Raw genomic sequence first — 21,499 nt, forward strand, 5'->3', positions numbered from 1 at the left:
GCCCCGGCGAGCTCGCCGGGGCTGCACCGGGCGGCCCCTCACCCAGCGGTCTCCTCGAACAACCCGAGCTTGTGCGCGGTCGCCGCCGCCTCCCCGCGGGACGCCACCCCCAGCTTGGCCAGGATGTTCGAGACATGCACGCTCACCGTCTTGACCGAGATGAACAGCCGCGCCCCGATCTCCCGGTTACTGCTCCCCTCGGTGAGAAGCTGCAGCACCTCCAGCTCCCGAGCCGTCAGCCCAGCCCGCTGATCCTGCTCCCCTCGAAGCTCCTGGCCGGCCGAAGCCCCGCCACCCACGGCCAGGCGAGCCTTCCGAGCCACCGCGTCGATCTCGCTCACCAACGGCTTGGCTCCCAGCCGAACGGCCAGCCCCCGGGCCGCCTCAAGCTGCTCCCCCAGCTCCTTGGCCGCCTCCGCCGACTCCACCCGCCCGGCCCCGGACCCACCAGAACGAGCGGCCAGGGCGGCCTTCACCCCACCGAGCAACGCCCGCGCCTCGCCGTACGGCACGCCGAGCCCCCGCCAAGCAGCCGCAGCCGCCCCCCAGACCGCCACCCGCCCCTCCGGAAACGCGGCGCCGTCCACCGCGGTCAGCCCCGTCTGGGCGAAGAAGGTGAGCCGTTGCGCCTCCTGCGAGGCCCCGTCCACCGACAACCGCCGCCCCAGCGCCAGTACCTCCTCCGGCAAAGCCTCAGGCAGCCACCCGAACTCCACCAGCATCGGCCACGCATACCGGGGGCTGTCCTCCGGATCGAGCTCCCGCACCGCCCGGGACGCCACCGCCAGCGCCACGTCCAGCTCCCCCCGAGCCGCCGCCAGCGCGAACTCCCGCCGCGCGTGCGGCAACACCGTCTGATCCCGGAAGCTCCCCCGCGAGAACACCCTCCGAGCGGCCAGGAAGTGCGACTCCGCCCGAGCCAGGTCGCCTCGCGCGAGCGCGATGTCGGTGATCCACCCTTGCAGGCTGGCCTGGGTGGGCGCGGGCGGGGCGAGGTCGAGCGCGTGCTCGATCACCTCCAGCGCCTCGTCCCAGCGCCCGAGCGAGACGAGCGGCTCGGCCAGGTTGATCGCCAGGAAGGTGCCCGACGCCCGGGCGAGCCCGTGCGCCTCGGCGTCGGCGACGCCCTGGCGGGCGACCCGCGCGGCGTCGTCGTGCCGCCCGGCGCCTTCGAGCACGTCGGACTCGGAGATGAAACTGCGCATCACCGCATACTCCGCCCCCGCCTCCCGGGCCAGCCGGCTGGCCCGGTGGAACCCGTCGAGGTGCGCGTCGACGTCGGCGTAGCGGGTCTCGGTCCAGGTGAGCGTGACCAGCGCGTTCGCCTCGGTGACCCGGTCGCCCACCTGGTGGGCGATCTCGATCGCCTCCCGCGTGACGGCGAGCTTCTCCTGCCGCACGTCGGGGGTGTTGAGCGTGGCGGCCAGGCTGTGCAGGGCCCGGGCCCGCAGCCGGCTCGGCCGCCCGGCGGGGACCAGCGCGGCGCCCGCCCGCAGGTCGTCGCGCGCGCCGGCCCGGCCCAGCTCGTCGCGCATCAGCCCGCGGTAGGTCAGCAACCGCGAGGCCCGCTCGGGCTCGGGGTTCTCGGCCAGCGCGGCGGTGGCCAGCGCGATGCCGCGCTCGGACTCCCCTGTCAGCCGCGACACGACCACGGCGTCGCGCAGCACGTCGATGTGGTCGGCGCCGATGCGTTCTGCGGCGTCCGGCACCTGGTCCCACAGTTCCAGCACGCGCGAGAGCATGCCGAGCTGCTCGTCGTAGGCGGCGGACGCGCGGGCCGCCGCGGCGGCGTGCCAGGCGCTGATCAGCGCCCAGGTCGTGTCGTGCGCGGCGTGCCAGTGGTGGGCGAGCTCGATCGCGCCGCGCGGGGCGGGCAGGATCGACAGGTCGCGGTCGAGCGCCTCGGCGAACCGAGTGTGCAGGCGGGTCCGCTCGCCGGGCAGCAGGTCCTCGTGCAGCGCCTCACGGATGAGCGCGTGCCGGAAGGCGTACCCCTCCCCGTCGACGACCAGCACGTTGCCCGCGACGGCCGGGCGCAGCGCGGCCGAGAAGGCCGCGTCGTCGAGCCCGGCGACGACGGCGAGCAGGTCGTGCTCGATCCGCGCGCCGCCCGCGCTGGCCACCCGCAGCAGCTCCTGCGTCTCGTCCGGCAGCCGTTGCACGCTGGCCAGCAGCAGGTCGCGCAGCGACTCCGGCAGAGCCTCGCCGCCGCTCGCCTCGTTGAGCAGGGCCTCCACGAACAGCGGGTTGCCCTCGCTGCGCGAGTAGATCAGGTCGATCGCGGCCTTGGACGGCTTGCGCTCCAGGATGCCGACCGCCTGCTCCACCACCTCGCGCCGGGTCAGCCGGCGCAGCTCCAGCCGCGACACCCACGCCACCCGCCCGAGCTCGGCCAGCAACGGCCGCAGCGGGTGGGTGCGGTGCAGTTCGTCGGAGCGGTAGGTCACCACGATGACCAGCCGCGTGTCGGGCCGCAGGTACCGCACCAGGAACGAGAGCAGGTCGCGGGTCGAGCGGTCGGCCCAGTGCGCGTCCTCCACCACCAGGGCCAGCGGCGCCTCCTCGGCCAGCCGTTCGAGCAGCCCGAGCACCTGCTCGAACAGCCGCGCCCGCGCCTCGGCCCCGTCGCTGCCCGGCTCCCCGAACTCCGGCAGCAGCCGGGCCAGCCCCTGCGTACCGCCGGTGACCAGCGCGGTCACCGCCTCACGCCCCAGCTCGCGCACGAGCGCGCGCAGTACCGCGGTGAAGGGTGCGTACGGCAGGCCTTCCGTGCCCAGCTCCAGGCAGCCGCCGACGAGCACCCGAAACCCGTCGGCCCGCGCGGTGAACTCCTTGATCAGCCGGGTCTTGCCCACCCCGGCCTCGCCCCCGACCAGCACGATCGACGACGACCCGGCACGCGCCCCGTCGAGCGCCCGCTCCAGCGCGGACAGCTCCTTGACGCGCCCGACGAACAGCGGGCTGACGGTGTGGACGCTCACGCTGACCCCACGACGGCGTTGACTTGCTCCTTCACGCCCCCCAGGATGCCAGGCCCCGCCGACAGAACGTCACCTGAGTACTTTGCGGTAGAAAGTTGCGGCTTGTTCGTATCCGAGTGCTTTGTAGAACTCTGGTGCCCGCCGCGTCGCCATCGCCACGTATCCGGCCTCCCGCGAGCGCGCCCAGGCCTCGAACTCCACCAGCAGCGCCCGCCCGATCCCCTGCCGCCGCGCCCCCGTCTGCACCATCGCCTCCTCCACCCAGGCCACCGGCCCGTTGGCGAACAGCGTGAGGTGCACGAACCCCAGCAGGTACCCCTGCACCCGCCCCTCGGCCACCGCCGCCAGCAGCAGCGCGTCCGGGTTGGCCAGGATCTGCGGCAACGCCGCGTCGAACGCCTCCTGCTCAGGCCGGAAGGTCAGCCCGAACTCCCGCGCCAGCGCGAAGATCTCCGCCGCGTCCCCGGCGGCGGCCCTTCTGACGGTCAGATCCTCGGAGGCCATAACCGTCCACCCTAGATCACCACCCCCGCCGCCGCGTCCCCGAGCGCCCGGCCGCTTACGCCTCCTGCCTGCGCACCATCTCCCCGATCCACACCGGCGCGTACGGCGAGGTGCATCCCGGCGGGGTCGGATAATCCTTGAGCACCTCCAACCGCTCCCCGATCTCCAAGGCCCGGGCCCGATGCCCGGCGTGGTCGATCCCGATCTGCGCCAGGCAGGCGTTCATCGCCCACTGCAGCCGATCCGGCGCCCCCTTCATCTCCGCCTCGATGACGTCCAGCAGCTCGGCCAGGTCGAGCCCTTCGGGCCGCTTCGCCACCCGCTCGCTCGTCAGCGCCCACCCGGCACTGGCCACCACCGGATCCGGGTCCCCCAGCCACGCCACCCGCAGCTCCTCGGCGTGCGGCCCCTTCTTCACCACATAGTTGACGAGCCAGTCGTGGACCTTCGGCGTCCGCGCCTCACGCAGCATCGCGTCCAGTTCCTCGCGACCGAACGCCTTCGGCCGGCAGATCAGCAACGCCAGCAGCCGAGCCGCGGTGTCGCCCGTCCTCCAGAGCTCCACCGCCAGCTCCTGCTGCGTCTTCAGCCGCTTGGCGAGCGCCCGCAGCTTGCCCAGGTTCACCCCGTGGTCGTCCCCGTGCCGCTCGTTCACCTCGCGTGCCCTGGGGTCCTCCAGCGCCGCCAGCTCGGCCAGCACCTCACCCACCGCGGTCTCAGCCACCGCACCCTCCTGTCCTCAGCCCCCAGCGTACGGTCCCCCGCCCGCTCCGCCCGAGGCCCGATCAGCCGCGGTCGTGCAGGGTGATCCGGTAGCCGTCCGGGTCGGCGAACGTGAAGGTCCGCCCGAACGGCCCGTCGACAGGCGCCGAGACGACGGTGTGCCCACCGTCGACCAGCGCGTCGTGAATGGCCTGCACGTCCGTGGCATGCAGCCAGATCGCGGCCCCGATCCCCGGCTGGTCGACGGCCGCGAGATCGGTGCCGGGAACGACGTCCCGCAGCGCGAACGCGATCGGCTTCGTCTCGAAGACGACAGCATGCGGCGGCCCGGCCGGCGACCGCACAAGACCCAGGTACTCCTCGTAGAACGCCTGCGAAGCGTCGAGATCACGCACTTGCAGCGAGATGAAGTCGGGACCGGTGACAGGCATGGCTACTCCTTGGGTTCGTGTCAGCTTCCTGACACAACCCAACCTATGTCAGAATGTTGACATGAGTCAACGCGACGGCGGCATCGACCTTGAGACGTCCCTCGGCTACCTGCTCAAAGAGGCCTCGAGCGCCCTGCGCACCGCCATGGAGGACGTCCTGCGCCCCCTCGGCCTGAGCGTGACGCGCTACTCCTGCCTCGAACTGCTGGCTCAGCGACCGGGCCTGTCCAACTCCGAGCTCGCCCGAGGCGCCTTCGTCACCCGCCAGTCCATGAACGTGCTGCTCCAAGCCCTGGAACGCGAGGGCTACGTCACCCGCGCCGCAGAGCCCCCCGTCGGAAAGGCCCTCCCCACCCAGCTCACCTCTCTGGGCCGGCAAAGCCTGGAGCAGGCCTCGGTGGCAGTCCGCTCGGTCGAGGACAGAATGCTGGCCGGCCTGACCGAAGCCGAACGCTCGAGCGCCTTCCGCCTCCTGCAGAGCATGATCCACTCCCTGCGCGCCGGCGACGACGCCTAGACCCCTTCAGACGGGATCGGTGAACGAGACCGGCTTGCCGGTGGCGCGGGCATAGGCGATCTCTTTGCTGGTGGACTCGCCGATGTACCCACCGGGGTTGACGACCAGAACCCGGTCAGCCAGGTCGATCTTGCGCAGGTGGAGGGCGTCCAGCACGGCCTTCTGCTCGCCGGTGACCACCTCGCCCGCCTCGCCGGGCGCCAGGACGATGACCCCGGCGAGGGTCAGCTCACGATTCGCCGCCCGCATCTCGTCCACGAACCGGGTGGAGCCGCAGATGCAGACAATCTCCGGCCGATCAGGCACGGCTCAGTCCTCCGGTCGAACGGGAAGCCGACAGCGTGCCGGCAATCTGGGCGGACGGCGATCTCACATCCGGGTCCAGGCCGCCAACGGCCCGCTCAACACCCGCCCAGGAGCTCCGCCCAACACCCGGGAGCGTGAGGGGCCGGGAGGCCCCTCGTAAAGGGGGTGTGGGGGCCGGGAGGCCCCTCGTAAAGGGGGTGTGGGGGGACGCCGGAGGCGGCCCCCCGCCAGGCGCTGCCCGAGCCCGAAGGAAGGGCGAAGGGGCGAGGGTCAAGGGGTCAGAGGTCGCCGAGGCCGAGTTGGCGGGCGATGAGCATGCGCTGCACCTCGCTCGTCCCCTCACCGATCTCCAAGATCTTGGCGTCCCGGTAGAACCGCCCCACCGGGAACTCGTTCATGAACCCGTACCCGCCGAAGATCTGCGTAGCGTCCCGCGCGTTGTCCATCGCCGCGTTGGACGCGACCAGCTTGGCGATGGCCGCTTCCTTCTTGAAAGGCCGCCCGGCCAGGAGGAGCTCGGCGGCGTGGTAGTAACCCAGGCGGGCGGTGTGCGCCCGCGCCTCCATGTCGGCGATCTTGAACTGCATGGCCTGGTAGTGCCCGATCGGGTGCCCGAAGGCATGCCGCTCGCGGACGTACTTGACGCACTCGTCCACGCACCCCTGCGCCAGCCCCACGCTGAGGGCGGCGATGGCGACCCGGCCCTCGTCGAGGGTCTGGAGGAACTGCGCGTAGCCACGGCCACGCTCGCCCAGCAGGTTGGCGGCGGGCACGCGGACGTCGGAGAAGGACAGCTCCCGGGTGTCGGAGGCGTTCCAGCCGACCTTGGAGTACTTCTTCGACACCGTGAACCCGGGCGTCCCGCTGGGCACGAGGATGGTGGAGATCTCGCGCTCGCCGGTGAGGGCGGCCACGCCGACGACGCCGGTGATGTCGGTGCCGGAGTTGGTGATGAAGGCCTTGGTCCCGTTGATCACCCATTCGCCGCCGTCGAGCACGGCGGTGGTGCGCATGCCGCCGGGCACGTCGGTGCCGCCGCCGGGCTCGGTGAGGCCGAAGGCGCCGAGCATCTCGCCGGAGGCCAGGCGCGGCAGCCATTCGGCGCGCTGCTCCGCCGTACCGAAACGGTAGATGGGCATCGCGCCCAGCGAGACGGCGGCCTCCAGGGTGATGGAGACGCTGGAGTCGACCCGGGCGAGTTCCTCCAGGGCCAGGCAGAGGGCGAAGTAATCGCCGCCCATGCCGCCGTGCTCCTCGGGGATGGGCAGGCCGAACAGCCCCATGGCGCCCATCTGGCGGACGATGTCGTAGGGGAACTCCTCGCGCTCGTAGTAGTCGCCGATGACGGGGGCGACCACCTCGCGGGAGAAGGCCTCGACGGTCTTGCGAAGCTCTTCGTACTCGTCGTTGAGCATGGGTGTCACCTTCCGGAGAGAGCTTGGACGACGCGGGAGGGGCTGGGTCGGCCGAGGAGTCCCGCGAGCCAGGTGCTGGTGGCGATGAGCGTGTCGAGGTCGAGGCCGGTGGAGACGCCCATGCCGTGGAGCATCCACACCAGGTCCTCGGTGGCGAGGTTGCCGGTGGCCGACTCGGCGTAGGGGCAGCCGCCGATGCCGCCGGTGGAGGCGTCCACGGTGGTGACGCCGGCCTGCAGGGCGGCCAGGGTGTTGGCGAGGGCCTGCCCGTAGGTGTCGTGGAAGTGCACGGCGAGCCGGCCGGGGTCGCCGAAGGCGGTGATGAGCTCGGTGACCTGGCCGGGGGTGCCGACGCCGATGGTGTCGCCGAGGGAGAGCTGGTAGCAGCCCAGGTCGAGCAGGCGTTCGCCGACGCGGACGACCTGGCTGACCGGGGTGGCGCCCTCCCACGGGTCGGCGAAGATCATCGAGACGTAGGCGCGGACGCGCAGGCCGTTGGCCAGGGCGCGGGCGACGACCGGCTCGAACATCTCGAACTGGCTGTCCAGGCTGCGGTTGAGGTTGCGCTGGGCGAAGGTCTCGGTCGCGCTGGCGAAGACGGCGATCTCGGTGACGCCGTGCGCCAGGGCGCGGTCGAGGCCGCGCTCGTTCGGGACGAGCACGGGATAGCGGACGCCGGGGCGTCGCTCCATCCGGGTGAGCAGGTCCTCGGCGTCGGCGAGCTGGGGCACCCACTTGGGGTGCACGAAGCTGGTCGCCTCGATCACCTGGTGTCCCGCGTCGGCCAGCCGGGCCAGGAACTCGGCCTTGACCTCGACCGGGACGACGGCCTTCTCGTTCTGCAGCCCGTCGCGCGGCCCGACCTCGTAGATGGTCACGTCGCCGGTCATGACGCCTCCACCACGGCGAGCACCGCGTCCATGTCGACCGCCTGGCCGGGTTTGACCGGCAGTTCGCGCACCACGCCGGCGGCGGGCGCGGTGACGGTGTGCTCCATCTTCATGGCCTCCACCACGACCAGCGCCTGGCCCTGTTCCACCTGGTCGCCGGGCTGGGCCTTGACCAGCAGGACCGTGCCGGGCATGGGGCTCCTGACCACGCCGTCGCCGCCGCCTCCGGCGCCGGGCCGGTCGCCCGGGTCGCCGATGCGGTGCCGCGTGTACGGCCAGGCCGCCCCGTCGCGGCCGAGCCACAGCGTCTCGCCGTCCTGGGCGAGGGCGTAGGTGCGCGTCCGGCCGTCCAGGGTGACCGACAACACCGATCCGGTACGGCCGGCCGTACCCTCCACCGCGTCGGCCCCGTCGGCCCAGACCTCGCCCTCGCGCACCCGCACGGTGTGCACGCCGTCGCGCGACTCCAGCTTCCAGGCGGTCCAGGCGCGCTCGCCCATCCGCCAGCCGTCGTTGATCTCCCATGGGTCGCCGCCTCGCGGCAGCGCGGCCTGGAAGGCGAGCCCGGCGGCGGCCAGTACGGCCGGGTCGTGCTCGCCGGGCCCGGTGAGCTCGGGCAGGGCCCGCTCGACCAGGCCGGTGTCCAGCCGCCCGGCCCGCACGTCGGGGTGGCGGGTGAGCGCCCGCAGGAAGGGGATGTTGGTGGTCAGCCCGAGGATCACCGTCTCGCCGAGGGCCCGGTCGAGCGCGCGCAGGGCCGCTTCGCGGTCCTCGGCCCAGACGATGACCTTGGAGAGCATCGGGTCGAAGGAGCTGCCGACGTGCCCGCCTTCGCGCAGGCCGGAGTCGACCCGCACGTCGCCGCCGGGCTCGCGCAGCAGCAGCACGCGCCCGCCGGTGGGCAGGAAGCCGCGCGCGGGGTCCTCGGCGTAGACCCGGGCCTCGACCGCGTGCCCGCGCAGCGCGATCCGGTCCTGGTCGAGGCCGAGCCGCTCGCCGGCCGCCGCGCGGAGCTGCAGTTCGACGAGGTCGAGCCCGGTGACCAGCTCGGTGACCGGGTGCTCGACCTGGAGCCGGGTGTTCATCTCCATGAAGTGGTAGGACCCGGTGGTGCCGTCCACGATGAACTCGACCGTGCCCGCGCCGACGTAGCCGACCGACCGGGCCGCCTCGACGGCGGCGGCGCCCATCTCGGCGCGCATCTCGGGGGTGACGAACGGCGACGGCGCCTCTTCGATGATCTTCTGGTGCCGGCGTTGCAGGCTGCACTCGCGTTCGCCCAGGTGCACGACGTCGCCGTGGGTGTCGGCCATGACCTGGATCTCGATGTGCCGGGGCCGCTCGACGAAGCGCTCGATGAGCAGCGTGCCGTCCCCGAAGGCGGCGGCAGCCGTACGGCGAGCCGACTCCAGGGCGGCGGGCAGCTCGGCGGCGGAGCGGACCAGCACCATGCCCTTGCCGCCGCCGCCCGCCGACGGCTTGATCAGCGCCGGGAACTCGGTCCAGGCCGCCAGGTCGTCGCCGGGCTCGGCGGCGCCGGGCACGACCGGGACGCCGGCCGCGGCGACGGTCTGCTTGGCGCGGATCTTGTCGCCCATGGCCTCGATCGCGCCGGCCGGCGGGCCGATGAAGACCAGGCCCTCCTCGGCGCAGCGGCGGGCGAACTCGGCGTTCTCCGCCAGGAAGCCGTAGCCGGGGTGGACGGCCTGGGCGCCGGAGGCGCGGGCGACCGCGAGGATCGCCTCGATGTCGAGATATTTCGGGATCTGGTGGGCGGTGTCGGCCTCAGCGCAGTGGTCGGTGTCGCCCGCGACGTGCACGGCGACCGAGGCGATGCCCAGCCGCCGCAACGTGCGCAGGATCCGGACGGCGATCTCGCCCCGGTTGGCGATCAGTACGGTGTCGAACATGGTGCCTCACATCCGGAAGACGCCGTAGCCGAGCGGCTCCAGCGGCGCGTTGGCCGTCGCGGAGAGCGCCAGGCCCAGGACGGTACGGGTGTCGACCGGGTCGATCACCCCGTCGTCCCACAGCCGGGCGGTGGAGTAGTAGGGGTTGCCCTGGTGCTCGTACTGCGCGCGGATCGCCTCGGGGTCGGCGTCGCCCACCGTGGTGAGCACGTTGGCCGCCTGCTCCCCGCCCATGACCGAGATGCGGGCGTTCGGCCACATCCACAGGAAGCGCGGCGAGTAGGCCCGCCCGGCCATCGCGTAGTTGCCCGCGCCGAACGAGCCGCCGATGATCACGGTCAGCTTGGGCACCCGCGCGCAGGAGACCGCGGTGACCATCTTCGCGCCGTGCTTGGCGATGCCGCCCGCCTCGTAGGCGCGCCCGACCATGAAGCCGGAGATGTTCTGCAGGAACACCAGCGGGATCTGCCGCCGGTCGCACAGCTCGATGAAGTGTGCGCCCTTCAGCGCCGACTCGGCGAACAGGATGCCGTTGTTGGCCACGATCCCGACCGGGTGGCCGTGGATGTGCGCGAAGCCGGTGACCAGCGTCGTGCCGTACTCCTGCTTGAACTCCAGGAAGCGCGAGCCGTCCACGATCCGCGCGATCACCTCGCGCACGTCGTACGGCGTGCGCGTGTCGGAGGGCACGATCCCGTACAGGTCGCGCGCGTCGTGCAGCGGCTCTTCCGGTACGGCCCGCGTCCACGGCGTGGCGGTGCGCGGGGCGAGCGTGGAGACGATGTCGCGCACGATGGCCAGCGCGTGGGCGTCGTCCTCGGCGAGGTGGTCGGTGACGCCGCTGACCCGCGCGTGCAGGTCGCCGCCGCCCAGTTCCTCGGCGGTGACCTCCTCGCCGGTGGCCGCCTTCACCAGCGGCGGGCCGCCGAGGAAGATCGTGCCCTGGTTGCGCACGATCACCGCCTCGTCGCTCATCGCGGGGACGTACGCGCCGCCCGCCGTGCACGAGCCGAGGACCGCCGCGATCTGCGGGATGCCGCGCGCGGACATGGTCGCCTGGTTGTAGAAGATGCGCCCGAAGTGCTCGCGGTCGGGGAAGACCTCGTCCTGCTTGGGCAGGAAGGCGCCGCCGGAGTCGACCAGGTAGACGCAGGGCAGGTGGTTGTGCAGGGCCACCTCCTGCGCGCGCAGGTGCTTCTTGACGGTCATCGGGTAGTACGTGCCGCCCTTGACCGTGGCGTCGTTGGCGACGATCACGCACTCGCGGCCGGAGACGCGGCCGACGCCGGTGATGATGCCGGCGGCGGGCGCCTGGCCGTCGTAGAGGCCCTCGGCGGCCAGGGGCGACAGCTCCAGGAAGCGGGAGCCGGGGTCGAGCAGGCCGTCGACCCGGTCGCGGGGCAGCAGTTTGCCCCGGGCGACGTGGCGCTCGCGCGACCGGTCGGGGCCGCCGCGCGCGGCGGCGGCCAGCTTGGCGCGCAGCTCGGCGGCGAGGGCCGTGTTGGCCTCGGCGTTGCGCTGGAAGACGTCGGGATCGCCGGTCACCGACTTCAGCACGGGCCAGTCACTCATGGGCGGAATGTTAGTCACCATTAACGTAGCCGTCTACTATGTGAGATGTGAGCACCCCTACCCGCAATCGGCGTGATGAGATCCTGCGCGCCGCGGCCACCCTGTTCGCCGCGCGCGGCTACCACGGCGCCTCGATCGAGGAGATCGGCGGCGCGGCAGGCGTGTCGGGCCCGGCCATCTACCGGCACTTCGCCGGCAAGGAGGCGCTGCTCACCGAGATGCTGCTGGGCATCAGCTCCAGCCTGCGCGAGGGCGGCGCGGCCGTGGTGACCGCCGCGCGCTCGCCCGAGGAGGCGCTGGACGCGCTGCTGGACGCGCACATCACCTTCGCCCTCGAACAGCCCGCGCTGATCGTGCTGCACGACCGCGAGCTGGGCAACCTGCCCGAGCGGCCGCGGCGGCAGATCCGCCGGCTGCAGCGGCTGTACGTCGAGGAGTGGGTGACGGTCCTGGCCGAGCTGCGGCCGGACTGCCCGCCGCCGAGGCTGCGCGCGGCCACGCACGCGGTTTTCGGGCTGCTCAACTCCACCCCGCACAGCGCGGGCGAGCTCGCGCCGGCCGCGATGCGCCGGCTGCTGCACACGATGGCCCGTGCCGCGCTCGAAGCCGTAGTTAACGCCCACTAACATCCCGGCGGAGGCCCCGAAAGGCCTTGTTGTGCCAACTATCTAGATATATCGTTAACGTATCTCGATAGTTGGAGGAGAGATGTCCCATCCCCCCTATCCGCCCACCGTGCGCCGGGGCGACGTGCGCGCCGCCCTCCTGAGCCTGCTGGCCGAAGGGGACAAGAACGGCTACCAGATGATCCAGGAGATCCAGGAGCGCAGCCGCGGCGTCTGGCGGCCCAGCCCCGGCTCGGTCTACCCGGCCCTGCAGCAACTGGAGGACGAGGAGCTCGTCACCTCCGGCGAGTCCGGCGGCAGCCGGCTGTACCGGCTCACCGAGCGAGGCCGCGCGGAGTCGGCCGCCCGCGACGAGCAGGACCCGCCGTGGGACGAGGTCGCCCGCAGCGTCCCGGCCGACCGGCACGAGCTGCACCTGCTCCTGGGCCAGCTCAACGAGGCCGTCCTGCACCTGGCCCGCACCGCGGGCGCCCCCCGGCTGGCCCAGGCCAAGACCCTGTTGAAGGAGACCCGCAAGGCGGTCTTCAAGATCCTCGCGGAGGACGCATGAACACGGACGCGGCGGTCGCCGTCCACGACCTGAAGAAGTCCTACGGGAAGGTCGAAGCCGTCAAAGGGGTCAGCTTCGAGGTCCGCCCCGGCGAGGTCTTCGGCTTCCTCGGCCCCAACGGCGCCGGCAAGACCACCACCATCAGCATGCTCTGCACCCTGGTCCACCCCACCGGCGGCCGCGCCGAGGTGGCCGGCTACGACGTGGTCCGCCGGCGCGACCAGGTCAGGGCCAACATCGGCCTGGTCTTCCAGGACCCGACCCTCGACACCTACCTCACCGCCGAGCAGAACCTCCGCTTCCACGCCGAGCTGTACGGCGTGCCGAAGACCCTGGTCGCCGACCGTATCCGCCAGGTCATGGAGATGGTCGCGCTCTGGGACCGCAAGGACACCAAGGTGATGACCTTCTCCGGCGGCATGAAACGCCGCCTGGAGATCGCCCGCGGCCTGCTGCACTCCCCCCGCGTGCTCTTCCTCGACGAGCCCACGGTCGGCCTCGACCCGCAGACCCGCTCGGCGATCTGGGGCTACATCAACAAGCTGCGCCACCGCGAGGACATCACCATCTTCATGACCACGCACTACATGGACGAGGCCGAGCACTGCGACCGGATCGCCATCATCGACCACGGCGAGATCGTGGTGATCGACTCCCCCGAGGCGCTCAAGGCCAGCGTGGGCAAGGACCGCGTGCAGATCCACACCGGCGACGACGAGTCGGCGATCCGGGCCCTGCGCGAGCGCTTCGGCCTGGACGCCGCGATGCACGAGGGCGCGGTCACCTTCGCCGTCGCCTCCGGCGAGGAGTTCGTGCCCCGCCTCTTCGCCGAGCTGGGCCTGCCGATCAAGTCGGTGAGCGTGTCGCGGCCCTCGCTCGACGACGTCTTCATGAACTACACCGGCTCGACCATCCGCGACGCGGAGTCGGGCACCGGCAACGAGTGGGTGAAAGCGATGGTGCGCCGATGAGCGCGGAAACGGTCGCGATCCGGGTCCAGGATCGCAGCATGGCGCACGACCTGCGGGCGATCAAGGTCGTGCTGCACCGGGAGATGCTCCGCTTCGTCAACGACCGCACCCGGATGGCGTCGATGCTGCTGCAGCCGGTGCTGTGGCTGTTCGTCATGGGCACCGGGCTCGGCACGCTGGTGCAGGGATCCATCCCCGGCGTGGACTACCGCACCTTCATGTACCCCGGCATGATCTCGATGACGGTCATCATGACCGCGATGTTCTCGGCCGGCTCGATCGTGTGGGACCGGGAGTTCGGCTTCCTGCGCGAGATGCTCGTCGCGCCGGTCTCGCGCGGGGCCATCGTCGTCGGCAAATGCCTGGGCGGGGCGATCGTCGCCGTCGGGCAGGGCATCGTCATCCTGGCGATGGCGGGGCTGGTCGGCGTGCCGTACTCGCCGGGGTTGATGCTGACGCTGCTGGGCGAGATGTTCCTGGCGGCCTTCACCATCACCGCCTTCGGCGTGACGGTGGCGGCGCGGATGAAGAACATGCAGACCTTCTTCGGCCTGATGCAGATGGCCATCATGCCGATGATGTTCCTGTCCGGGGCGATGTTCCCGCTGGCCAACCTGCCCTCGTGGCTGCACGTGCTGACCACGGTCAACCCGCTCACCTACGCCGTGGACCCGATGCGGCAGGCCGTCTTCGGCAGCATCGACGTGCCGGCGCAGGCCGAGGCGGTGCTCAACCCGGGCGTGCAGTGGTTCGGCTGGCAGGTGCCGGTCGGGCTTGAGCTCGGCCTGGTGGCGCTCATCGGCGCCGCCCTGCTCGGCATCGCGGTCGCGCAGTTCCGCCGCGCCGACTAGGGGACATACGAAAGGGAGCCTCCCCGGGCGGGGAGGCTCCCTTCGGTCATGCGGTTACTTCTTGACCTTCACGTAGTCCTTGCGGCTGCTGTCGGCCTTGGCGTCGGAGTCACCGCGGAAGTAGAACTTCCAGTAACCCGAGGTCGAGGCCTTCACCTTGGTGTGCAGGTAGCCGTTGTCGTTGGACCAGGTGGTCTTCACGAAGCGCCACTTGCCCTTGGACCACTTGTAGAGGCCGACCTGGGCCTCGTAGCCCTCCCAGCCGCCGTCGTTGACCAGCAGGCGGCCCTTGAAGTGCAGCCACTTGCCGCGCTTGACCGGCTCGGGGTAGGCGTTGAAGCTGACCAGCGAGCTGCTCAGCTTGTCCGGGGGCGGGGGCGGGGTGGGCCGCTCGACGCGGACCCAGTCGCCGGAGCTGGTCGAGCCGTCGACGCCGTGGGCGCCGGCGAAGACCGCGCGCCACCAGCCGGAGGTCACCGCGGTGGCGTCGGCGCCGTAGCGGCCGTGCCGTCCGGTGACCGCGCTGGTCACGTGCTCCCAGTGCCGCGAGCCGTCGGCGCGGAACTGGATGGACACGCGGTAGCCGCTGCGCCCGTCCCAGCCGTGGCCGCCGAGGACCTGCAGGGTGCCCTTGAAGTTGAGCTCGTCACCCTTGTCGACGGGCTCGGGGTAGGCGTCGAAGCTGAGCCGGCTCGGGCTGTCGGCCTGGCCGACCGAGACGCCGTCGCTGTCGCTGACGGAGCCGTTGGCCTTGTCGTTGCCCAGGAACTCGGCCCGCCACCAGCCGGTGGTCTCGGCCTTCACCCGCGCGCGGAACCAGCCGTCACGGCCGGTCGTCGTGGTGGTGATGTGCGCGTAGGCGTCGGTGCCCTTGGCCCGGAAGGTGATCTTGACCGGCTGACCCTCGTAGCCCTTCCAGCCGCTCCGCTCCAGCTTGAGCTGGCCCGAGGCGGTGATGGTGCCACCCCTGCGGACGGCGTCGGGGTCGGCGTCGAAGTCGACGATCTTCGTGTCGAGCTTGCTCTTCACCGTGACCTTGAAGGTCGCGGTGTTGGTGTTGTCGGCGATGCCGGACTTCCTGGCGGTGACCGCCACGGTCCAGTCGCCGGCGTTGTCGGCGTCGAAGACCGCGCTGGCCTTCCACGAGGTCTTGTCCCCGCTCGTGCCGGTCTTCGTCGGCCCACTGGCGTCGGCCGGGGATCCCGGGCCGGACCAGCGGATCGAGGCCGTGTCGTAGCCCACCGAGTCGAAGGTGACCGTCACCCGGCCGGGGGCGGCGGTGACGTCGAGGGTGTCGGGGCTCACCGACAGCTTCGACAGCTCGGGATCGGGGGCGGCCGCTGCAGCGGCGCCCGCGGCAGGGGCCAGAGCTAAGGCTCCGGCGCCCACGGCGAGCGCTACGACGGCGGCCCGGATGCGATGAAACATCGAGGTTCCGTCCTTCCCTAGGGAAACTCCCGTTGGGTTGAACGCGGCATTGAGGGTGCCACGCTCCTTCTAGTAGACGCGCGGGAGCCGGAAAAGGTTGAAAATCCTGACAACCTGTTATGGATCACGGTCAAATCCAGCGGCCCGCAACATGTCACCTCGCGAGTAGCGTCCTGGGGGGCATAATCGGGCATGTGGCGCGCGACACTGTTGAGACACAGTTCATCCAGGCGGTTGAGGCGCTGAGCCCGGGCACCCCCCGGGACCCGGGGCGTCCGATCCGCGAGGGCACGACGCTCACCGGGCAACGGTGCCGTGAGCTGTATCGGCACCAGCTCGGCAGCCGGCTGCTCGACATCGCCGCCAGATGGCTGCGCGAGCAGGACGAGGGCTACTACACGATCGGCTCCTCGGGCCACGAGGGCAACGCGGCGGTCGCCGCGGCCGTGCGCGTGGACGACCCGGCCCTCCTGCACTACCGCTCCGGCGCCTTCTACCTGACCCGCTCGGCCCTGGCCGACCGCCTGCCCGAGCAGGGCCTGCGCGACGTGCTGCTGGGCCTGGTCGCCTCGACCGGCGAGCCGATCGCCGGCGGCCGGCACAAGGTCTTCGGCCACCCCGAGCTGTCGGTCATCCCGCAGACCTCGACCATCGCCAGCCACCTGCCCCGCGCGGTGGGCGTGGCCTTCGCCATCGAGCGCGAACGCGCGCTCCAGCTCGAGACGCCGCCCCGCTGGGGCGAGGACGCGATCGCGGTGTGCAGCTTCGGCGACGCCTCGCTCAACCACGCCAGCGCCCAGTCGGGGCTCAACACCGCCTCCTACGCGACCTACCAGGGCCAGGCGATGCCGATCCTGTTCGTCTGCGAGGACAACGGCATCGGCATCAGCGTCAAGACGCCCAAGGACTGGGTGCGCAACGCCAGCCGGCGGCCGGGCATCACCTACTTCGAGGCCGACGGCTGCGACCTGGCCGACGCCTACGACGCCGCGATGCGCGCCGCCGAGCACGTGCGCACCAGCCGCTCCCCCGCCTTCCTGCGGCTGTCCACGGTCCGGCTGATGGGGCACGCCGGCTCCGACGTCGAGTCGGCCTACCGTCCCGCCCGCGACATCCGCGCCGACCTGGCCCGCGACCCCCTGCTCGGCACGGCTCGCCTGCTGGTCGAGGCCGGCCTGGCCACCCCCGACGAACTGATCAAGATGTACGAGGCCGAGCGCGAGCTGGTGCTGCGCATGGCCGCCGAGGCCGCCCGCGGCCCGCGGCTGGGCAGCGCCGCCGAGGTGATGGCCCCGATCGCGCCGCGCGACGCCGACCTCATCGCCAAGATCAGCCCGGTCGCCGCCGCCCCGGCCGCCCGGGAGAAGGCCTTCGGCGGCACGCTGCCCGAGCACGACAAGCCCGCCACGCTGGCCCAGGCGATCAACCGGACGCTCGCCGACGCGCTGGCCGTCTACCCCGACCTGATGGTCTTCGGCGAGGACGTGGCCAGGAAGGGCGGCGTCTACGGCATCACCCGCGGCCTGCAGAAGCGCTTCGGCGCCGGCCGCGTCTTCGACACCCACCTCGACGAGCAGGCCATCCTGGGCCTGGCGCTGGGCGCGGGCGTCACCGGCATGATCCCGGTGCCGGAGATCCAGTACCTCGCCTACCTGCACAACGCGCTCGACCAGATCCGCGGCGAGGCGGCGACGCTCTCCTTCTTCTCCCAGGGCGCCTACGTCAACCCGATGGTCGTGCGGGTGGCTGGGCTCGCCTACCAGAAGGGCTTCGGCGGGCACTTCCACAACGACAACGCCATCGGCGCGCTGCGCGACATCCCCGGCCTGGTCATCGCCGCGCCCGCCCGGCCCGACGACGCCTCGGCGATGATGCGCACCTGCCTGGCCGCCGCCCGCACCAGCGGCACGGTCAGCGTCTACCTGGAGCCGATCGCGCTCTACCACACGCGCGACCTGTTCGACGAGGGCGACGGCGGCTGGCTCGCGCCCTACGCCCCGCCCGCGCGGTGGAGCGAGACGCACGTGCCGATCGGCCGCGCCCGCTCCTACGGCGACGGCCGCGACCTGACCATCGTCACCTTCGGCAACGGGCTGCGGATGAGCCTGCGGGCCGCGGTACGGCTGACGCAGGAGGGCTACAGCTGCCGGGTGCTCGACCTGCGCTGGCTGGCGCCGCTGCCGATCGACGACCTGATGCGCTCGGCCGAGCTGACCGGCAAGGTGCTCATCGCCGACGAGACCCGCCGCTCGGCCGGCGTCTCGGAGGGCATCGTCGCCGAACTGCTCGACGCCGGGTTCACCGGCTCGCTGGCCCGGGTGACCTCCGCCGACAGCTTCATCCCGCTCGGCGGGGCGGCCGACCACGTGCTGCTGTCGGAGGAGCAGATCGAGGAGGCGGCCCGCAAGCTGCTCACCTGAGCCGGGCTGATGCTGAGCTGAGCGGGGCTCAGCCCAGCATCACCGCGAGGATGGCGGCGGCTCCCACGGCCAGCACGGCGAGAGCCGTCGTCACCGCGGTGGTCTGCTTGCCTGCGCGCATGGCGCTCCCCCTTGTCGTCACGCTCGGTAACGGTACGTGACCGGCGGGGGCGGTTCGCTTTCTTGACCATGGCTTTGAGTGCTGGCCCCGGGGATCTGGGGGTGTATATGATCTTTCGTTCCGGGCCGTCCCCCCGCTAGGAGCCCCTCGTGTCCCATCCCGGCCCGCCGCCGCACGAGCCGGGCGCCAACCTGACGCTGATCCTCCTGCTCGTGCTCGGCCTGCCGCTGCTGCTCGGCGGCGCGGCCTACACGCTGTCGATCGTGCTGGACGAGCCACGGGTCGGCCAGGCCGTCGCCAACGGCTCCCCGTCCTCGTCCCCGTCGGTCTCCGGCCTGTACGCCCGGACGCCCTACGCCGGCTCGCCCGCGCCCGGGCAGCCGGTGGACGCCGTGGCGCTCGGCGAGAGCCTCACCCTGGAGGGCGACAGCGCGAGCGTGCGGGTGTCGGTCACCGCCGGCCGGCTGCTGTCCAGCGTGACCCCCACCGACCCGCTCCTGCGGCCCGCCGCGGGCAACCGCCACGTCGCGGTCGAGCTGTCGGTGTCGAACGCCGGGACGAGCGCCTACACCGGCTTCCCGATCTCCAGCGCCGGCCTGACCGACCAGGACGGCCGGCAGTACCGGCCGGTGGCGGGCACCGTGCAGGAGGGGACCACCTTCGTCGGCCCGCTCACCGTCGCGCCGGGCGGCAGGAGCACGGGGCTGATCGTGTTCGAGCTGCCCGCGGCGGCGCAACCGGCGAGTTTCCAGTTCGCGGCGAGCCCGTCCGGCGGGCAGAAGGGCTCCTGGAGCCTGTCATAGCCAGTCGCGGCGCTTGAAGACCAGGTAGAGGATCACGCAGACGGTGCCCATGAGGAAGACCGCGAACGGGTAGCCCAGCGTCCAGTGCGTCTCGGGCATGAAGTCGAAGTTCATCCCGTAGATGGTGCCGACCAGGGTGGGCGCGAACAGGATGGCCGCCCAGGCGGAGATCTTCTTGACCTCCTCGCCCTGCTGGATGCTGGCCTGGGTCATCTTGGCCATCTCGTCGTTCTGCGCCTGGGTGACCAGGGTGGAGTTGACCACGAGGATGTCGTTGAGGTTCTGCCGGAAGTCGGCCACCCGCTCGGAGACGGTGATCGCGTGGTCGCTCACGTCGCGCAGATAGGAGCGCAGATCCTCGCCGGCGCCGAAGCGGCCGGCGTTGCGGATCAGGCCGTCGATCATGGGCACGAGCGGGCGGGTGGCGCGCTGGAACTCCAGCACCTCGACCGACAGCTCGTAGACGCGGCGGGAGACCGCGGGGTCGCCGCCGAAGACCTGGACCTCGATCTCGTCGATGTCCTTCTGCAGCCCGGCGACGACCGGGGCGTAGCCGTCGACGACGGCGTCGAGGATGGCGTAGAGCACGGCCTGCGGGCCCTCGCGCAGCAGCTCGGGGTCGGACTCCATGCGCCGCCGTACCACCGCCAGGTCGGGGGACTCGGCGTGCCGTACGGTGATCACGTAGTTGGGGCCGACGAAGACGTGGACCTCGCCGAAGGCGACCTCCTCCTCGGCGTCGAGGTAGCGCGCGGCGCGCAGCACGACGAAGAGGGTGTCGCCGTAGCGGTCGGCCTTCGGGCGCTGGTGGCCGACGATGGCGTCCTCCAGCGCCAGCTCGTGCAGGTCGAACTCCTCGGCGAGCTTGGCCAGCTCCCAGTCCTTCGGCCGGTAGAGCCCGATCCAGGCCATGCTGTCGGGGGTGGACTTGAGCTTCTCGAAGGCGTTGGCCAGCGAGCTGGGCGTCTCCACCCGGTAACCGTCGACGTAGAGGGCGTTGTCGAGGACGGTCGGCATCGCCGGAGGGCTGTCCTCCTCCTCGTCGGCGCGCGGGTCCATCGACTGCTCGGGCGGCTCGGACCGGACGCCGCCGCGCAGGAAGCCCTTCACCCTCGCCATGCGGCCTCTTCCAGCGCCTGCCGGGCCCGGTCGCGGATGGACTTGCGGAAGCCCGGCGTCCAGCCGAGGATCAGGCCGACCGGCCGGCCGAGCGCGCTGCGCGACCAGTGGCGGAAGTCGAACTCGTCGCGGTGGCGGACGATCAGCGAGTCGTCGAAGCGGAAGAAGGACTCGATGTGGTTGTCCACCTCGCGGCCGGTGCCGGTGAAGGTGTAGTGCGCGCTCCAGTGCGCGGTGGCGGTGTGGTCGTTCGTGGTCACGTCGTGGAAATCGGCGCGCAGCCCGCCGCGCCCGCCCAGTTGCAGGGCCCACATCGCCATGACGCGGTCGCGGCCCTCGACGTCCTGGAAGACGGGGTCGGCGAAGCTCACCTCGGGGTGGTAGCAGCGCGCCATGGCGTCGAGGTCGCCCCGGCCCAACGCGTCGAAGAAGGCGCTCACGAGCGCCGCATGCTGGTCGTTCACGGTTCCTATCAGATCATGGCCGCACCGTTGTGCCAGCATACGGCCCTCAACCAGGCGTCACCCAGATCGAGCCGGTCAAGAGCCTGCAATTGGTGCGCATACGGATGCGGGATGGTCGGGAAGTCACTGCCGAGCACCACCTTCCCCGCCAGACCCAGCTCAAGCAGGGCCGGGCGCAGCGCGGCCGGGAAGGGCATGCCGAGCTCGGCGAAGTCGGTGAAGGTCATCGTGGTGTCGAGCACGACCCGCGGATAGCGCTCGGCGAGGGCCAGGAAGTCCCCGTACTCCGGCATGCCGAGATGGGCGATGACCACGCGCGACGCCGGATGGCGGCGCAGCACCCGCTCGATCGGCTCGACGCCCACGTAGCCGCCGGGCACCGGCACCGAGCTGGCGTGCACCACGATCGGCAGGCCGCGCTCGGCCAGCTCCGCCCAGACGGGATCGAGCTCGGGCACGCGCGGGTCGAAGCCGCCGACCTGGAGGTGCAGCTTGAAGATGCGCGCGCCCGCGTCGAGCGCCTCCCGGACGTAGTCCAGGACGCCGGGTTCGGGATAGAAGGTGGCGGACGGCAGGCAGCCGGGCGTGCGGCGGGCGAAGTCCAGGGTCCAGGCGTTGAGGTCGGCGGCCATGCCCGGCCGGTGCGCGTACGGCAGGGCGGTGAAGGTCCGCACGCCCAGCTCGCGCAGCCGCGCCACCCGGTCGGCGACCGGCCACTCGTAGGTGATCTTCCAGCCGTCGCCCATGAGCGGGCCGCCGTGCCGGAAGTGATGCCAGACGCGGCGTTCCATTCGCTCCGGCAGGAAATGGGTGTGCAGGTCGATGAGGCCCGGAAGGCCCAGCGCGGCCCACCACGCGGGGACGTCAGAATCATGTTCTAGAGCCACGGCAAAGACT

General features: G+C 71.7%; 20 protein-coding genes. 7 read left to right on the forward strand and 13 right to left on the reverse strand.

The window, feature by feature from the left end; all coding sequences use genetic code 11:
• Window positions 1–38: 38 nt before the first annotated feature.
• The 4 genes from AB0I67_RS09935 to AB0I67_RS09950 all read right to left on the reverse strand — a co-directional run bounded on the left by AB0I67_RS09935 (window position 39) and on the right by AB0I67_RS09950 (window position 4,639).
• The gene (locus AB0I67_RS09935; protein WP_357920530.1) at window positions 39–2,981 is read right to left on the reverse strand and encodes an AAA family ATPase; all 2,943 of its coding nucleotides are present in this window, start codon (window positions 2,979–2,981) and stop codon (window positions 39–41) included.
• Between the two features lie 69 nt (window positions 2,982–3,050).
• The gene (locus tag AB0I67_RS09940; RefSeq protein ID WP_357920533.1) at window positions 3,051–3,485 is read right to left on the reverse strand and encodes a GNAT family N-acetyltransferase; all 435 of its coding nucleotides are present in this window, start codon (window positions 3,483–3,485) and stop codon (window positions 3,051–3,053) included.
• A 55-nt stretch (window positions 3,486–3,540) separates the two neighbouring features.
• Window positions 3,541–4,209: a DNA alkylation repair protein gene (locus AB0I67_RS09945; protein ID WP_357920536.1), complete on the reverse strand. Its 669-nt coding sequence runs from the start codon at window positions 4,207–4,209 to the stop codon at window positions 3,541–3,543.
• A 61-nt stretch (window positions 4,210–4,270) separates the two neighbouring features.
• Window positions 4,271–4,639 (reverse strand): VOC family protein, encoded by a 369-nt coding sequence (locus AB0I67_RS09950; RefSeq protein ID WP_357920539.1) that lies wholly within the window; start codon window positions 4,637–4,639, stop codon window positions 4,271–4,273.
• 61 nt (window positions 4,640–4,700) lie between these two features.
• Between AB0I67_RS09950 and AB0I67_RS09955 the strand changes: the two genes are divergently transcribed.
• Entirely contained in the window at window positions 4,701–5,156 is a 456-nt protein-coding gene (locus tag AB0I67_RS09955) for a MarR family transcriptional regulator (RefSeq protein WP_357920542.1), read from the forward strand.
• Window positions 5,157–5,162: 6 nt separating this feature from the next.
• Here AB0I67_RS09955 and AB0I67_RS09960 read toward each other — a convergent pair whose 3' ends face one another.
• From AB0I67_RS09960 to AB0I67_RS09980, 5 genes are all read right to left on the reverse strand, one after another.
• Window positions 5,163–5,462: a hypothetical protein gene (locus tag AB0I67_RS09960; protein ID WP_357920545.1), complete on the reverse strand. Its 300-nt coding sequence runs from the start codon at window positions 5,460–5,462 to the stop codon at window positions 5,163–5,165.
• A gap of 278 nt (window positions 5,463–5,740) precedes the next feature.
• Entirely contained in the window at window positions 5,741–6,877 is a 1,137-nt protein-coding gene (locus AB0I67_RS09965) for an acyl-CoA dehydrogenase family protein (protein ID WP_357920548.1), read from the reverse strand.
• Window positions 6,878–6,882: 5 nt separating this feature from the next.
• Entirely contained in the window at window positions 6,883–7,767 is an 885-nt protein-coding gene (locus tag AB0I67_RS09970) for a hydroxymethylglutaryl-CoA lyase (RefSeq protein WP_357920551.1), read from the reverse strand.
• A complete protein-coding gene (locus AB0I67_RS09975) occupies window positions 7,764–9,677 on the reverse strand; it encodes a biotin carboxylase N-terminal domain-containing protein (RefSeq protein ID WP_357920554.1) in 1,914 nt (637 codons plus the stop codon). Before AB0I67_RS09975 ends, AB0I67_RS09970 begins: the two co-directional genes overlap by 4 nt.
• A gap of 6 nt (window positions 9,678–9,683) precedes the next feature.
• Window positions 9,684–11,249 (reverse strand): carboxyl transferase domain-containing protein, encoded by a 1,566-nt coding sequence (locus AB0I67_RS09980; RefSeq protein WP_357920557.1) that lies wholly within the window; start codon window positions 11,247–11,249, stop codon window positions 9,684–9,686.
• Window positions 11,250–11,296: 47 nt separating this feature from the next.
• On the opposite strand from AB0I67_RS09980, the gene AB0I67_RS09985 reads away from it, so the two are divergent.
• From AB0I67_RS09985 to AB0I67_RS10000, 4 genes are all read left to right on the forward strand, one after another.
• The gene (locus AB0I67_RS09985; protein ID WP_357920560.1) at window positions 11,297–11,875 is read left to right on the forward strand and encodes a TetR/AcrR family transcriptional regulator; all 579 of its coding nucleotides are present in this window, start codon (window positions 11,297–11,299) and stop codon (window positions 11,873–11,875) included.
• Window positions 11,876–11,957: 82 nt separating this feature from the next.
• Window positions 11,958–12,425: a PadR family transcriptional regulator gene (locus AB0I67_RS09990; protein WP_357920563.1), complete on the forward strand. Its 468-nt coding sequence runs from the start codon at window positions 11,958–11,960 to the stop codon at window positions 12,423–12,425.
• Window positions 12,422–13,396 (forward strand): ATP-binding cassette domain-containing protein, encoded by a 975-nt coding sequence (locus AB0I67_RS09995; RefSeq protein ID WP_357920566.1) that lies wholly within the window; start codon window positions 12,422–12,424, stop codon window positions 13,394–13,396. Before AB0I67_RS09990 ends, AB0I67_RS09995 begins: the two co-directional genes overlap by 4 nt.
• Window positions 13,393–14,247: an ABC transporter permease gene (locus tag AB0I67_RS10000; protein ID WP_357920569.1), complete on the forward strand. Its 855-nt coding sequence runs from the start codon at window positions 13,393–13,395 to the stop codon at window positions 14,245–14,247. The genes AB0I67_RS09995 and AB0I67_RS10000 overlap by 4 nt, the downstream gene beginning before the upstream one ends.
• Window positions 14,248–14,301: 54 nt before the next feature.
• On the opposite strand, the gene AB0I67_RS10005 is transcribed toward AB0I67_RS10000, so the two are convergent.
• The gene (locus AB0I67_RS10005) at window positions 14,302–15,675 is read right to left on the reverse strand and encodes a hypothetical protein (protein WP_357920572.1); all 1,374 of its coding nucleotides are present in this window, start codon (window positions 15,673–15,675) and stop codon (window positions 14,302–14,304) included.
• Between the two features lie 194 nt (window positions 15,676–15,869).
• Here AB0I67_RS10005 and AB0I67_RS10010 point away from each other — a divergent pair, with 194 nt between their 5' ends.
• Both AB0I67_RS10010 and AB0I67_RS10015 read left to right on the forward strand, forming a co-directional pair.
• Complete coding sequence (locus AB0I67_RS10010) at window positions 15,870–18,095, forward strand: thiamine pyrophosphate-dependent enzyme (protein WP_357920575.1); 2,226 nt, start codon at window positions 15,870–15,872, stop codon at window positions 18,093–18,095.
• A 270-nt stretch (window positions 18,096–18,365) separates the two neighbouring features.
• Window positions 18,366–19,019 (forward strand): DUF4352 domain-containing protein, encoded by a 654-nt coding sequence (locus AB0I67_RS10015; protein WP_357920578.1) that lies wholly within the window; start codon window positions 18,366–18,368, stop codon window positions 19,017–19,019.
• Here AB0I67_RS10015 and AB0I67_RS10020 read toward each other — a convergent pair.
• Genes AB0I67_RS10020 through AB0I67_RS10030 form a run of 3 tightly spaced genes read right to left on the reverse strand, consistent with a single transcriptional unit; the run spans window position 19,014 to window position 21,489 of the window.
• Complete coding sequence (locus tag AB0I67_RS10020) at window positions 19,014–20,138, reverse strand: magnesium and cobalt transport protein CorA (RefSeq protein WP_357920581.1); 1,125 nt, start codon at window positions 20,136–20,138, stop codon at window positions 19,014–19,016. The two genes, AB0I67_RS10015 and AB0I67_RS10020, sit on opposite strands and share 6 nt — an antisense overlap.
• Entirely contained in the window at window positions 20,126–20,602 is a 477-nt protein-coding gene (locus tag AB0I67_RS10025) for a nuclear transport factor 2 family protein (protein ID WP_357920584.1), read from the reverse strand. The genes AB0I67_RS10020 and AB0I67_RS10025 overlap by 13 nt, the downstream gene beginning before the upstream one ends.
• A gap of 8 nt (window positions 20,603–20,610) precedes the next feature.
• Complete coding sequence (locus tag AB0I67_RS10030; protein WP_357920586.1) at window positions 20,611–21,489, reverse strand: amidohydrolase family protein; 879 nt, start codon at window positions 21,487–21,489, stop codon at window positions 20,611–20,613.
• Between the last annotated feature and the right edge of the window lie 10 nt (window positions 21,490–21,499).

The sequence above is a fragment of the Nonomuraea sp. NPDC050310 genome (genome assembly GCF_040655795.1).
In the GTDB taxonomy this organism is placed as follows: domain Bacteria; phylum Actinomycetota; class Actinomycetes; order Streptosporangiales; family Streptosporangiaceae; genus Nonomuraea.